The sequence below is a fragment of the Mesorhizobium sp. M0664 genome (assembly GCF_040320565.1).
Lineage (GTDB): Bacteria > Pseudomonadota > Alphaproteobacteria > Rhizobiales > Rhizobiaceae > Mesorhizobium.
This window is the reverse complement of record NZ_JAMYPW010000008.1, coordinates 84,273-97,680: the sequence shown is the minus strand read 5'-3', so window position 1 is coordinate 97,680 and position 13,408 is coordinate 84,273. Positions and strand designations below refer to the sequence as shown.

General features: G+C 60.6%; 17 protein-coding genes. 14 read left to right on the top strand and 3 right to left on the bottom strand.

Annotated elements, in window-relative coordinates; translation table 11 throughout:
* Window positions 1-2: 2 nt before the first annotated feature.
* The 6 genes from NKI39_RS11990 (at window position 3) to gph (ending at window position 4,938) form a co-directional block, all read left to right on the top strand.
* Window positions 3-1,496: a ribulose-bisphosphate carboxylase large subunit gene (locus NKI39_RS11990; RefSeq protein WP_084641467.1), complete on the top strand. Its 1,494-nt coding sequence runs from the start codon at window positions 3-5 to the stop codon at window positions 1,494-1,496.
* 18 nt (window positions 1,497-1,514) lie between these two features.
* Window positions 1,515-1,949 (top strand): ribulose bisphosphate carboxylase small subunit, encoded by a 435-nt coding sequence (locus tag NKI39_RS11985; RefSeq protein WP_352474618.1) that lies wholly within the window; start codon window positions 1,515-1,517, stop codon window positions 1,947-1,949.
* 7 nt (window positions 1,950-1,956) lie between these two features.
* Window positions 1,957-2,895 carry a CbbX protein gene (gene cbbX, locus NKI39_RS11980; RefSeq protein ID WP_352503284.1) on the top strand — a complete coding sequence of 313 codons (939 nt, stop codon included), beginning with the start codon at window positions 1,957-1,959 and terminating at the stop codon, window positions 2,893-2,895.
* Between the two features lie 62 nt (window positions 2,896-2,957).
* Complete coding sequence (gene rpe, locus NKI39_RS11975; RefSeq protein WP_352541879.1) at window positions 2,958-3,644, top strand: ribulose-phosphate 3-epimerase; 687 nt, start codon at window positions 2,958-2,960, stop codon at window positions 3,642-3,644.
* Window positions 3,645-3,682: 38 nt separating this feature from the next.
* Entirely contained in the window at window positions 3,683-4,240 is a 558-nt protein-coding gene (locus NKI39_RS11970; protein WP_352831943.1) for a thioredoxin family protein, read from the top strand.
* Window positions 4,237-4,938 (top strand): phosphoglycolate phosphatase, encoded by a 702-nt coding sequence (gene gph / locus NKI39_RS11965; RefSeq protein WP_352831941.1) that lies wholly within the window; start codon window positions 4,237-4,239, stop codon window positions 4,936-4,938. The genes NKI39_RS11970 and gph overlap by 4 nt, the downstream gene beginning before the upstream one ends.
* A gap of 57 nt (window positions 4,939-4,995) precedes the next feature.
* Here gph and NKI39_RS11960 read toward each other — a convergent pair whose 3' ends face one another.
* The gene (locus tag NKI39_RS11960; RefSeq protein WP_352503280.1) at window positions 4,996-5,376 is read right to left on the bottom strand and encodes a c-type cytochrome; all 381 of its coding nucleotides are present in this window, start codon (window positions 5,374-5,376) and stop codon (window positions 4,996-4,998) included.
* A gap of 364 nt (window positions 5,377-5,740) precedes the next feature.
* On the opposite strand from NKI39_RS11960, the gene NKI39_RS11955 reads away from it, so the two are divergent.
* The 4 genes from NKI39_RS11955 to NKI39_RS11940 are packed head-to-tail and all read left to right on the top strand — an operon-like array spanning window position 5,741 to window position 8,483.
* On the top strand, window positions 5,741-5,950 hold the full coding sequence (locus tag NKI39_RS11955; RefSeq protein ID WP_352474627.1) for a hypothetical protein: 210 nt from the start codon (window positions 5,741-5,743) through the stop codon (window positions 5,948-5,950).
* A gap of 43 nt (window positions 5,951-5,993) precedes the next feature.
* Window positions 5,994-6,980 (top strand): ABC transporter substrate-binding protein, encoded by a 987-nt coding sequence (locus tag NKI39_RS11950; protein WP_352831939.1) that lies wholly within the window; start codon window positions 5,994-5,996, stop codon window positions 6,978-6,980.
* Complete coding sequence (locus NKI39_RS11945) at window positions 6,977-7,774, top strand: ABC transporter permease (protein ID WP_352831937.1); 798 nt, start codon at window positions 6,977-6,979, stop codon at window positions 7,772-7,774. Before NKI39_RS11950 ends, NKI39_RS11945 begins: the two co-directional genes overlap by 4 nt.
* Window positions 7,743-8,483, top strand: coding sequence for an ABC transporter ATP-binding protein (locus NKI39_RS11940; protein ID WP_352831994.1), 741 nt, complete (start codon window positions 7,743-7,745; stop codon window positions 8,481-8,483). Before NKI39_RS11945 ends, NKI39_RS11940 begins: the two co-directional genes overlap by 32 nt.
* A gap of 104 nt (window positions 8,484-8,587) precedes the next feature.
* Here the strand turns inward: NKI39_RS11940 and NKI39_RS11935 are convergent, their stop codons facing one another.
* Together NKI39_RS11935 and NKI39_RS11930 are read right to left on the bottom strand one after the other, a co-directional pair.
* Window positions 8,588-8,941 carry a hypothetical protein gene (locus tag NKI39_RS11935; RefSeq protein ID WP_023678826.1) on the bottom strand — a complete coding sequence of 118 codons (354 nt, stop codon included), beginning with the start codon at window positions 8,939-8,941 and terminating at the stop codon, window positions 8,588-8,590.
* Window positions 8,942-9,287: 346 nt separating this feature from the next.
* Window positions 9,288-9,542 (bottom strand): hypothetical protein, encoded by a 255-nt coding sequence (locus NKI39_RS11930; protein WP_352503277.1) that lies wholly within the window; start codon window positions 9,540-9,542, stop codon window positions 9,288-9,290.
* Between the two features lie 195 nt (window positions 9,543-9,737).
* Here NKI39_RS11930 and NKI39_RS11925 point away from each other — a divergent pair, with 195 nt between their 5' ends.
* The 4 genes from NKI39_RS11925 to NKI39_RS11910 all read left to right on the top strand — a co-directional run bounded on the left by NKI39_RS11925 (window position 9,738) and on the right by NKI39_RS11910 (window position 13,367).
* Entirely contained in the window at window positions 9,738-11,513 is a 1,776-nt protein-coding gene (locus tag NKI39_RS11925) for a methanol/ethanol family PQQ-dependent dehydrogenase (protein WP_502895714.1), read from the top strand.
* A gap of 155 nt (window positions 11,514-11,668) precedes the next feature.
* The gene (locus NKI39_RS11920; RefSeq protein WP_352474919.1) at window positions 11,669-12,193 is read left to right on the top strand and encodes a c-type cytochrome, methanol metabolism-related; all 525 of its coding nucleotides are present in this window, start codon (window positions 11,669-11,671) and stop codon (window positions 12,191-12,193) included.
* A gap of 1 nt (window position 12,194) precedes the next feature.
* Entirely contained in the window at window positions 12,195-13,058 is an 864-nt protein-coding gene (locus tag NKI39_RS11915; RefSeq protein ID WP_352831935.1) for a substrate-binding domain-containing protein, read from the top strand.
* Between the two features lie 213 nt (window positions 13,059-13,271).
* Complete coding sequence (locus NKI39_RS11910) at window positions 13,272-13,367, top strand: pyrroloquinoline quinone precursor peptide PqqA (protein ID WP_101918690.1); 96 nt, start codon at window positions 13,272-13,274, stop codon at window positions 13,365-13,367.
* Window positions 13,368-13,408: the final 41 nt, after the last annotated feature.

The window sequence follows — 13,408 nt, the reverse complement described above, 5'->3', positions numbered from 1 at the left end:
CCATGAACAAGATCGACATGCCCTCAGCAGGCACGCTCAAGGAAGGCAAGGAACGCTACAGGTCGGGCGTCATCCCCTACAAGAAGATGGGCTACTGGGAGCCGGACTACCGGCCCAAGGAGACCGACCTGATCGCCATGTTTCGGATCACGCCGCAGCCCGGCGTCGACCACGAGGAGGCGGCCGCCGCCATCGCCGGTGAATCCTCTACCGCGACATGGACCGTGGTGTGGACCGACAGGCTGACCGCCTGCGAGCTCTACCGCGCCAAGGCATTCAAATCCGAGCCGGTGCCGAACACAGGTCCAGGCACCAGGATCGAGCAACAGTACTTCGCCTATATCGCCTACGACCTCGACCTGTTCGAGCCCGGCTCCATCGCCAACCTGACTGCATCGATCATCGGCAACGTGTTCGGCTTCAAGGCCGTCAAGGCCCTGCGGCTCGAGGACATGCGCATCCCGGTGGCTTACCTCAAGACCTTCCAGGGCCCGGCGACCGGCATCGTGGTGGAACGCGAGCGGCTCGACAAGTTCGGCCGGCCGCTGCTCGGCGCGACGACGAAGCCGAAGCTTGGCCTGTCCGGCCGCAACTACGGCCGCGTCGTCTACGAGGCGCTGAAGGGTGGCCTCGACTTCGTCAAGGACGACGAGAACATCAACTCACAGCCCTTCATGCATTGGCGCGACCGCTTCCTCTACTGCATGGAGGCTGTGAACAAGGCGTCGGCCGCCACCGGCGAAGTCAAGGGCCATTATCTCAACGTCACCGCCGGCACGATGGAGGACATGTACGAGCGCGCCGAATTTGCAAAACAGCTTGGCTCCTGCATCGTCATGATCGACCTCGTCATTGGCTACACGGCGATCCAGTCGATGGCCAAGTGGGCACGCCGCAACGACATGATCCTGCACCTCCACCGGGCCGGCAACTCGACCTATTCGCGCCAGAAGAACCACGGCATGAATTTTCGCGTCATCTGCAAATGGATGCGGATGGCCGGCGTCGATCACATCCATGCCGGCACGGTGGTCGGCAAGCTGGAAGGCGACCCGCTTATGATCAAGGGGTTTTATGACACGCTGCGCGAGGAGCGCACGCCGCAGAACCTCGAAACCGGGCTGTTCTTCGATCAGGACTGGGCCTCGCTCAACAAGGTGATGCCCGTCGCCTCCGGCGGCATCCATGCCGGCCAGATGCACCAGTTGATCCATTATCTCGGCGAGGACGTCATCCTGCAGTTCGGCGGCGGCACGATCGGCCATCCGGACGGCATCCAGGCCGGCGCGACGGCCAATCGCGTCGCGTTGGAGGCGATGATCCTCGCCCGCAACGAGGGCCGCGACTATCTGCGCGAAGGGACCAAAATCCTCGAACAGGCGGCCAGATGGTGCACGCCGCTCAAGGCGGCCCTGGAGACGTGGAAGGACGTCACCTTCAACTACGAATCGACCGACACGGCCGACTTTGTGCCAACCGCAACGCCGAGCTTCTAGACGAAAGGAACCGTCGCCATGATGACCAATCCCGGAAACAAGGTCACGCAGGGACAGTTTTCGTTCCTGCCCGAGCTAACCGATGAGCAGATTTCGGCGCAGATCAAATACGCACTGAAAAACCACTGGGCGGTCAGCGTCGAGTACACGGACGATCCACATCCGCGAAACACCTATTGGGAAATGTACGGCAACCCGATGTTCGACCTGAGGGACCCGGCGGGCATCCTGCTTGAAGTCGACAATTGCCGGAAAGCTATGCCCAACATGTATGTCCGCGTCACCGCCTTCGATTCGACCAAGGGCTGGGAAGCACCGCGCATGTCATTCATCGTCAACCGGCCACCCAATGAACCCGGGTTCCGGCTGCTGCGCCAAGAGCGTGACGGCCGCAGTCAGGGCTATTCGATCGTGCCTTATGCGACCGACAGGCCCGAAGGCGAACGGAGCTAGGCGAACCATGCTGGACGCGATAGCTAAGAGCGCTGCCGCGCAGGGCGAATCGGTTGATCTACAGGCCGAGTTCGAGGCGTCCAACATCGACGAGGTGATGGACAGGCTCGACCGCGAACTCGTCGGCCTGAAGCCCGTCAAGACCCGCATCCGCGAGATCGCGGCGCTGCTTCTGGTCGACCGGCTTCGCCGCAAGTTCGGGCTGACCTCGGGCGCGCCGACGCTGCACATGAACTTTACGGGGAATCCCGGTACCGGAAAGACCACCGTGGCGCTCAGAATGGCCGAAATCCTGCATCGTCTCGGCTATGTCCGCGAAGGCCACATGGTCGCGGTGACGCGCGACGATCTCGTCGGCCAGTATGTGGGCCACACCGCGCCCAAAACCCGCGAAGTGATCAAGCGCGCCATGGGCGGGGTGCTTTTCATCGACGAGGCCTACTATCTCTACAAGCCCGAGAACGAACGCGACTACGGCCAGGAATCGATCGAAATCCTGCTGCAATGCATGGAAAACAACCGTGACGATCTGGTTGTGATTCTTGCCGGCTACAAGGACAAGATGGACCGCTTCTTCGACAGCAATCCCGGCATGCGCTCGCGCATCGCCCATCACCTCGATTTTCCGGACTACGGCGTCAGCGAACTCAAATCAATCGCCGAGATCATGCTGGCGGAACAGAATTACCGCCTCAGCGAAGCGGCGGCCAAGGCGCTCGAAGAGTATCTCCCGATCCGCATGCGGCTGCCGCATTTCTCCAACGCCCGCTCCGTTCGCAATAGCCTCGACCGGGCGCGGCTTCGCCAGGCCGGCCGGCTTTTCGCATCGCGCGACCGGGCGTTGACGAAAATCGATCTTATCACCATCGAGGAATCCGATATTCGCGGCAGCCGCGTGTTCGCGGAAGGTAAGCTCGAAGGCGAACCGGAGACGAAGGCGCGCTGACAAGATGACGGCGGTTGGTGTGCAGCGACCGGAAACGGACGACAGAATGGGAGCCGACGACCATGGATAGCAAGACAATCATCGCGCCCTCGGTGCTTTCCGCGGACTTCTCGCGGCTCGGCGACGAGGTCGAAGCGGTCGTCCGGGCGGGTGCCGACTGGATCCATCTCGACGTGATGGATGGCCATTTCGTGCCCAACATCACCTTCGGTCCGCCGGTGGTCAAGGCGATCCGCAATCGAACGGACAAGGTCTTCGACTGCCACCTGATGATCGCGCCGGCCGACGCCTATCTCGGCGCCTTCGCCGATGCCGGCTGCGACATCATCACGGTGCATGCCGAGGCCGGACCGCATCTCGACCGTTCGCTGCAGGCAATCAGGAATCTCGGCAAGAAGGCCGGCGTGTCGCTGAACCCGTCAACGCCGGAAAGCGTCATCGAATATGTACTTGACCGGCTCGATCTGGTGCTTCTGATGACGGTCAATCCGGGCTTCGGCGGCCAGGCCTTCATCGCGGCGGTCGTCGACAAGGTCAGGCGGGTCAAGGCGCTGGTCGGCCATCGTCCGATCGACATAGAGATCGACGGCGGCGTCACGCCCGAAACCGCTCCGCTGGTCACCGCGGCCGGCGCCAATGTGCTGGTCGCCGGCTCGGCCATCTTTAAGGGCGGCACCGAGGCGGCTTATCGCGCCAATATCGGCGCCATCAGGCAGGCGGCCGACGGGGCGATCCGGAAAGCGGCGTAAACCGTTTCTTCGGAGGGCAAACATTCATCGAGGAAAACTTGGCGGCAATCCCACCTGTCTGCGATTTCGGCTGGCGAGCCATCGACGCCGTTTTGCCAGGCGTCGACGGCACATCGCATTCGATCTTAAGCCACGCCGGCCCGAACGGGCTGGTGGTGGCCTTCATCTGCAACCACTGTCCCTATGTGAAGGCGGTGATTTCACGCATGGTGCGCGACGCCAATGACCTCAAGGCCGAAGGCATCGGCTTTGTCGCGATCAACTCCAACGATAGCGACGCCTATCCAGATGATTCCTTCGACAACATGAAGCTCTTCGCCAGGACGAACGGCCTCACTTTCCCCTATCTCCACGACGAGCACCAGACGGTGGCGCGTGCCTACGGAGCCGTTTGCACCCCGGATTTCTTCGGGCTCAACAGCGAGTTGACGCTGCAATACCGCGGCCGGCTGGACGCGTCGCGACGCGACGCCGTATCGCCCAGGCTGAGGCGCGACCTGTTCGAGGCGATGAAGCAGGTTGCCCGAACCGGCGACGGGCCGCTTGACCAGATCGCTTCGATCGGCTGTTCGATCAAGTGGAAGGATGCTGCATGAACGTCGGCGCAGGCAGGCCGTTTCGCTCGCCCAAGGTGATCCTGTTCGATCTCGACGGCACACTGGTCGATTCGGCGCCTGATATAACGGCCGCCGTCAACGAATTGCTGGCCGGCCACGATCTGCCGCCGCTGCGGCTGGATCAGGTCAAGGCCATGATCGGCGGCGGCATCAGGAAACTGGTCGAACGAGCCTTCGCGGCTTCCGGCACGCCGCTCCTCGGCAGCGCGCTCGATGAGGCCAACCGCGTCATGGCGCCGATCTATCGCAGGCATCTGACCGGCCGCACGAGGCTGATGCCTGGCGTCAGGGAGGTTCTCACGCACTTGCATTTGAGCGGAATAGCCATGGCCGTGGTGACCAACAAGCCGCAGCTGGCGGCGCGCGAAATCCTGCTGCATTTTCGGCTGACGGAATATCTCGGCGCGATCGTCGGCGGAGACGCGGTGACATCATTGAAACCGGCGCCAGACGCGCTGTTGCTGGCGCTCGACCTGCTTCAGGTCGAACCTCGTGACACGCTGATGGTCGGAGACAGCAGCGCCGACGTGGCCGCCGCCCGCGCCGCCGGCATGGCAGTCATTCTGCTGCGTGGCGGATACAGCCAAATTCCCGTTGAAGAGCTTGGCGCCGACCTCGTTTGCGACAGCCTGTTCGATCTGCCGTCCGCGATGCAGAGGCTGCAAGACGCTGCGTGACCCCATGCGCAAAGCCGAGCCAACGCCGAGCGCAGTCCAACGGCCGGCAGTACCGCGTTATTTTGAGAATTGTTTCAGATAAGCAATGACGTTGGCGATGTCCTCGTCCTTCTTGAGGCCGACAAACGCCATCTTGGTTCCTTTGACCATCGCCCTGGGATCGCGAAGATAGGTCGTCAGCGTGGCCTCATCCCATTTGACGCCGGACTTGCCGGCCTCGGTCATGGCCTTGGAATAGCTGAACCCCGGATGCGTCCCGGCCGTTCGGCCGATAACGCCGTTCAAGGACGGACCGACCTTGTTCTGGTCCTTGTCTGCGACGTGGCAGACCTTGCATTTGGCAAACACCTTCTCACCCGCCGCGGCATCCTGTGCCTGAGACTGGGTAGTGACAAAGGTGGCGACGGACACGGCGGCGAAAAATGCGACTGCGCGCATGGCATTTCCTCATTGATCGTGTGAGTGCCCGGGACACTTTACGCGTGTCGATGCCTTGATCGCCGGCATTCGTTTTAAAGCGGGAGAGCGAACCATTCGTCCTTCCTCCCCGGACTGGCAGGACCTGCACGCCTCGAAAAGCTAGACTGCCGATGAAGGAAGTCAATCGTACAAAGGTCCTGTTTCGTTTCCCGACTGCGCGACGGGAAGTGTGTAGCGACACGCGGTCCACATCATTGACGCCTGTTGGCCGAACGCGTAGCCTCACTCCAACCGGTTTGCTGTTTGGGCACCTTCAGGAATCCGCGCAACTCCAAAGCACGAACTCTGGAGAGTTCGCCGCGCAGGCGACGATAAGTGCCAAATGGACATGGTCGATCTCGTATTAACGGTGTGCCTTAGCGCCAATCCGGGCAATTGCCGAGATGAACATCTCTATTTCGAGAGCCGCGGCTCTCTGTTCCAATGCATGTTCCTGGCGCCCGCCGAGATCGCAAAATGGTCTCAGGAACATCCGAGTCTCAAGGTCGTGCGCTGGAAATGTGCCGTTCCGAGCAAGGAACGAGCGATTTGATCGACATTCCTGGTTCGTCGACGACCCTGAAAGAGGAGACGCCATGATGATTTCGCGGCGCACGACGCTGCGCTTGGCGGCTCTGGGGGCCATCCTCGCCTCAAAGCCGGCTGCCGTCTTTGCGGCCGCCAAGGTCCGAATTGGTGTCCTGAAGTTCGGCACCGTGAGCTGGGAACTCGATACGCTGAAACGCCACAAGCTCGACGAGGCCAACAGGATCGATCTGGAGATTGTCTACTTCGCCGGGGAGGATGCGACCAACGTCGCGCTGCTGGCCGGCGCGATCGACATGATCGTGACCGACTGGCTGTGGGTCTCGCGCCAGCGCTCCGAGGGCGGCGACCTTACATTGGCCCCTTATTCGACCGCCGTGGGGGCAATCATGGTGAACCAGGAATCGCCGATCCGGACGCTCGCCGACCTCAAGGGAAAGAAAATCGGTGTCGCCGGCGGCCCGCTCGACAAGAGCTGGCTACTGGTCCAGGCGCTGGCCAGACGCGACCACGGCCTCGACCTGCCGACAGCCTGTGACGTCGTCTTTGGCGCGCCGCCGCTGATTTCTGAAAAGGCGATGCAAGGCGAACTCGATGCCGTGCTCAATTTCTGGCATTTCTGCGCCCGGCTCGAGGCCAATGGCTTTCGTCGGTTGATCGGTGCGGATGACGCGACGAAAGCGCTTGGTGCCTCGGGCCCCGTGTCGGCACTCGGCTACGTCTTCCACAACCACTGGGCGAGCGACAATCTGGACGCCGCCCGGGGCTTCGTGAAGGCATCCAAGCAGGCCAAGGACTTGCTGGCCAAATCCGATGATGAATGGCTGCGCCTGGCGCCGCTCATTCGCGCAGAAGGCAAGGAGCTGGAAAAACTGCGCGACCGCTATCGCCAGGGCATCCCAAGACGGCCGGTCGCCGAAGAAGCGGCCGATGCGGGCAAACTCTATCGCGTGCTGGCCGCGATAGGCGGCGAGAAGCTGGTTGGCAGGGCGCCCGAGATGGCGCCCGGCACGTTCTGGGCGGAACTCGCGAAATGACCGCAACGGAAGACAAGTCGCGTCGATCCGGCTTTGCGACGGCGCTGACGCCAGCGCTGACGGTAACGGTTTCCCTGCTGGGACTTTGCCTGCTGTGGAGCCTCGCGGCCAATCTGTGGCAAAGCCGCGCTTTGCCCTCACCAGGGCAGGTCTGGCAGGTGCTGCTCAGGGAAGCGGCGAGCGGCGACCTTTTTTATCACCTTGGCGCGACGCTCGGACGGGTTGCTGCGGCGTACGTCGTCGCAATGATTATCGGCTCGGTCATTGGCGTCGTCCTCGGCAGCCACCGCGGTGCGGACCGGTTCTTCAGTCCATGGGTGGTCCTGTTTCTCAACATTCCCGCGCTGGTGGTCATCGTGCTCGCCTATATCTGGTTCGGCCTCAACGAGGCGGCGGCGATTGGCGCAGTTGCCGTGAACAAGATCCCGAATGTCGTGGTGACGATGCGCGAAGGCGCCAGGGCGTTTGATCCGCGTTATGCCGAAATGGCTGCCGTCTACCGCTTCGGCCCACTCGAGCGCATCCGCCATGTCCTGCTGCCGCAACTGCAGCCCTATTTTGCCGCGGCCTCGCGGTCCGGCATCGCCCTCATCTGGAAGATCGTCCTGGTGGTCGAACTGCTCGGCCGCTCCAATGGCGTCGGCTTCCAGATCTATCTCTATTTCCAGCTCTTCGACGTCGCCGCCATCCTTGCCTACACGCTGGCTTTCGTGGCGGTGATGCTTGTCATCGAACTTCTCCTGGTGCAGCCCATTGAACGACATGCAACCCGTTGGCGCCGTCGTCCCGCTTAGGGTCGATATCGCCGAAAAGACCTTCAGGTCCGCGCAAGGCGTCTCGATCACGGCGCTTCAGGGTCTGTCCTTCGAGGTCCGGCAGGGCGAATTCGCTTGCCTGCTTGGGCCGTCGGGCTGCGGCAAGACCACGACGTTGCGCATCCTGCTTGGACTGGACAAAGACTTTTCCGGCTCTTTCCAACTGCCGCAAGGCGGCTCGAACCGCATCGCCGCCGTGTTCCAGGAGCCGACTTTGCTGCCGTGGCGGACGGTGGAGCAGAATGTCAGGCTGGCGCTGCCGAAAAGCCTGAGAGCGAAGAGTCTCGACGCGCTGTTTGACACTCTCGGCCTCGCCGGCATGCGCTCGCTCTATCCGGCGGAGCTTTCGCTCGGCCTTGCGCGCAGGGCAGCGCTTGCCAGGGCTTTCGCCACCGAACCGGCGGTGCTTTTCCTGGACGAACCCTTTGCCTCCCTCGACGAACAGACCGCCGAGCGGCTTCGGCAATTGCTTTTGACCGTCTGGTCAGCGCGGCCTACGACCGCCTTGATGGTCACGCACAATCTGCGCGAGGCACTGATGCTGTCGGACCGCATCATCGTGCTTGCGCAGCGCCCAGCCTACGTGCTCGGCATGTTCGACGTAAGAGTGCCGCGGCAGCATCGCAATCCACAGGTGATGAGCGACCTTTTGCGGTCGTTCCAGCAAAAATTTCCGGGTGTGGCCTGATTGCCTTACGGCTCGAATGCGGATTGCAGGGTATTTCGCAGCCAATGGCCAATACAAACGGCGGGACTGTGAGGCGCACGGCCACGCGTACCTGTTCCGCCTGACTAAAAGCAACGTACGTCGGCTTCAGCCTGCGCGCGTTTCAGTTCCGTGCGCGCCGCCTTCGCTGGCGCGCTTTCGCGAAACAACCCTGCCGCCTCCCCTGTCGTCAGCGACATGCTTTTGAAGGTCTCCGCCCTCTCATAGTGATCGTAAGGAAGGATCGAGGCGATAACATCGATCGAGCAGGAACAGCTTTCAAGCGCCTGACGTGTCTGGCCATTTGTTTGCATGCAGCCGAGCACGTAGTCGGCAATCGTTGCCGTCGGGTAGTCTCCCGCGGCGTTGGCCAAGTTGGCAAAGGCCAGCGTCGCCGCAAAGGCCACCGGCAAGGTGAGAGATCCAACAGACCTTATCATGAGGAACCTCCAGTTGGCCTGGACACCATGCATCCAGACGGGATCATAGCTCCAATTGGCGACGTGCCGCAAAGCCAGTCAAGCTCCCATGGCCTGCGTATAGGACCAAAGGAGGAATGCCCTATCGACCGACAAGAGCCCGCTTCATGACCCGCTGCGCACCCTCCTTCATGCGTTCATTTCATGCTTCGCTCACTATCGGCAGCGAGCGATAAGGACGCATACTTACTCGGAGGTGCACCGCAGAATATACCGAAATAAAGTCAAATGTGTATCACCTGGAGAATACGGGAACAATATGTTTGCTATATATATCGCGGCTGGCGGTCATCCTCTTATTAGTTGTTCATACGGTTCTTATTTCAATTGTTTCTAAATATTGCATTGCACCATATCGATATTGCAGCGCAGCGACCCATTGTAGGTTTTTGCTTGCCTGGCCTTTTACGATGACATAGCTTTTTCCTGTTTCCGGCTTCAAGAGCGCCACCGTCATCAGGGAGCGGCGGCAGTCTTTCGAAGACCAAGGGGGGCGGGCGGTAACGGTGCCCTCTGCTTCGGGGTAGGTCGTGACAGCTGCCGGAAAATAACTTCCCAACATGAATTGCTTGGGCAAGCCCTTGTGGGGCTTGACGGTCGATTCTTCACTGCGAACCCGGGAGGATTTTGGATGCGTGTACTTGCGAAAACTACTTACATTCTGACGACCGCGGCGTTTTTATCGCTCGGCGCTGCCTATACGGCTTCGGCCAATGAAGACCTTGCAAAGCTCGCATCGGATGCGAAGAACTGGGCGATGCAGACGGGTGACTACGCCAACACCCGCTATTCCAAACTCAACCAGATTACTGCCGACAATGTGAAGAACCTGCAGGTCAAATGGAGCTTTTCCACCGGCGTGCTGCGCGGTCACGAAGGCGGGCCGCTGGTCATCGGCGACGTGATGTATGTCCACACGCCTTTCCCAAACAACGTCTATGCTCTGGACCTCAAGAATGACGGCAAGATCCTGTGGAAATACGAGCCCAAGCAGGACACGAACGTCATTCCGATCATGTGCTGCGACACGGTCAATCGCGGTGTTGCCTATGGCGACGGCAAGATCATTCTCAACCAGGCCGACACCACCGTCGTCGCGCTCGATGCCAAGACCGGCAAGGTCGTCTGGTCTGTCAAGAACGGAGACCAGACCGACGGCGGAAAGGGCGAATCCGGCACGTCGGCACCCGTAGTCATCAAGGACAAGGTGCTCGTGGGCGTCTCCGGTGCTGAATTCGGTGTTCGCGGCTGGCTGGCCGCCTACAATCTGAAAGACGGCAAGCTCGCCTGGAAAGCCTATTCGGAAGGTCCTGACGCAGACACCCTTCTCGATCCCGAGAAGACGACCCATCTCGGCAAGCCTGTCGGAAAGGATTCCGGCACGAACACCTGGGAAGGCGAACAGTGGAAGACGGGCGGCGGCACGACATGGGGATGGTATTCCTATGATCCCAAGCTGAACCTGGTCTATTACGGCACCGGCAATCCCTCGACCTGGAACCCGGTCCAGCGCCCCGGTGACAATCGCTGGTCCATGACAATCATGGCTCGCGATGCGGATACCGGTGTTGCCAAATGGCTCTACCAAATGACCCCGCATGATGAGTGGGACTATGACGGCATCAACGAGATGATTCTCGTCGATGGCATGGAGGTCAACGGCGCCAAGCACGACGTGCTGGTGCATTTCGACCGCAACGGCTTTGCCTACACAATGGATCGCGCCACCGGCGAACTTCTCGTCGCCAAGAAATACGATCCGGCAGTGAACTGGGCGACGGAAGTCAACATGGATCCCAAGAGCGACCAGTATGGCCGCCCGCAGGTCGTGGCCAAGTATTCGACCCAGCAGAACGGCGAAGACAACAACTCGACCGGTATCTGCCCGGCCGCGCTTGGAACCAAGGACCAGCAGCCGGCCGCCTACTCGCCGAAGACCGGGTTGTTCTACGTGCCGACCAACCATGTCTGCATGGACTATGAGCCTTACAAAGTGAGCTACACCGCCGGTCAGCCCTATGTGGGCGCCACCGTGTCGATGTATGCGGCGCCCGGCGGTGACGGTAACATGGGCAACTTCATTGCCTGGGATGCAGCCAAGGGTGAGATCGTCTGGTCGAAGCCCGAGCAGTTCTCGGTGTGGTCGGGCGCATTGGCGACGGATGGCGACGTCGTCTTCTACGGTACCCTCGAAGGCTACATCAAGGCGGTCGATAAGGACGGCAAGGAACTCTACAAGTTCAAGACCCCGTCCGGCATCATCGGCAACATCACGACCTACGAGCATGACGGCAAGCAGTACGTCGCCGTTCTGTCCGGCGTCGGTGGATGGGCCGGTATCGGTCTGGCAGGTGGGCTGCTTTCGCCCGATAACGCCGCCGCCTGGCATGGCGCCGTTGATCAGGGCCGTGCGCAGGGCGATCAGGCCGCGGTCGTTGGAACCGCCGGTCTGGGTGCCGTCGGCGGTTATGCGGCACTTGCCGACTATACGACGCTGGGCGGCCAGCTCACCGTCTTCGGCCTCCCGGACTGATAACCGGGAAGAGCCTCACGGCTAGGTTCGAAAACGAGAGCCCGGGTCACCCCGAAGCCGGGAACCGGGCTCTCGATTGCGCCGCGCACCCAACTCCGATCAATGCCGCTGCACGACGGCAGCCAGGATTTCTGGCAAACGAAGGAAGAGCCTGAATGATCGTTCGCATTGCAGTTTCCGCTCTCGCCCTGGTCCTGCTGCCTCTGGCCAGCTCAAGTCTGGTACGGGCCGAAGACAGCATGGAGAAAGCCAAGGCGGTGAAGCAAGAAGGAGGCAAATATTTAGATGCGGACGGAAATCCGACCTACAAGATCGAAAACGGAACCGTCGATTGGTACACCTTCAGCGGGTACCGCCGGTATCACTCAGATTGCCATGTCTGTCACGGACAGGACGCCACAGGTTCGAGCTATGCGCCTGCCCTGGCTAATAGCCTGAAGACCATGGATTACGCCACGTTCCTGTCGATCGTCGCCGAGGGCCGCAAGAATGTCGGCGGCGGCAAGGAAAACGTCATGCCCGCCTTTGGCGACAACAAGAACGTCTATTGTTACCTGGACGATCTCTACGTCTATCTGCGCGCGCGCGCCGATGGCGCGGCACCCCGCGGCAGGCCGCCGAAGCACGAAAACAAGGCTCAGGCAGCCAAGGATGCCGAAGCATCCTGCATGGGTGGATGATATGACCGGCTGCACTGCATCGAAGCTGCGTGTCGTTCTGCCGATCCTCGGCGCGCTCGCCTTGCTGCCGTCGAATGTTCTGGCGCAAAATGCCGGGCTTGGCGCTGCGGGCGAACTGGTCGATCCCGACATTCTGCGCGTCTGCGCAGATCCCTCGAACATGCCCTTTACCGACAAGAACGGCCAAGGCTTCGAAAACAAGCTGGCTGAACTGGTTGCCAGGAAGACGGGGCGGAAATCAGTCGCTTACACGTGGTTTCCCACTGTCACCGGCTTTGTGCGCAATACGCTGGGGGCCAATCGATGCGACATCATCATGGGCTACGCCCAAGGCGATGAACTGGTGCAGAACACCAACGCCTACTACCGCTCCGCCTATGTGCTCGTATACCCCAAAGGCAACGGCATGGAAGGCATCGAGACGATCGAAGACCCGAAACTTTCCGGCAAGAGAATCGGCGTCGTCGAAAGCACGCCGCCAACCGCCAACATGGCCGCCAACAAGCTTCTGCGGACCGCCAAGATCTACCCGCTGGCGGTGGATACGCGCGTCACGCCTTCCATGGGGGAGGTCATGATCAAGGACATGCTCGCCGGCAAGATCGACGCGGCGGTCCTGTGGGGGCCGATGGCGGGCTACTATGCCAAGGAACTCGGAGCCGATGTCACCATTGTTCCGCTGTTGAAGGAAAAAACCGGCTCGCGCATGTCTTATCGCATCACCATGGGCGTACGCCCGTCCGACCAGGAATGGAAACGGACGCTCAACCGGGTGATCAGGGAAAACCAGGCGGAGATCACCAAGCTCCTGCTGGGTTACAATGTGCCGCTGATCGACGAGCACGACAATCCGATTACGCAATAGTTGGGATGGGTCAGGAGGAGGAAAAACCTACGCGATGAACAATTGAAGAGAAGACTACAGCTACTTTCGATAGTTTTGTTTTCGACCTTTCAAAACCTTGCGTTCATTTGTCCATTTTGAGAACGTGATGGACGAGCCATTGCTTCGGTGCCCTGCAATGGTTGGCTAACCACCGGATCGGCCCCTTCGGGCTGGTAGAAGAGGAGAAATGTTATGAAGAAGAGCTGGACAAAACCGACCATGTGTCAGGTTGCTGCGGGCTTTGAAATTTCGCGCTATCTGCCTGCTGAAATTACTCCCAAGAAGTAGGCCGCAGAGGTGCGTGTCCCTGGCAACAGGGGCACGCATCC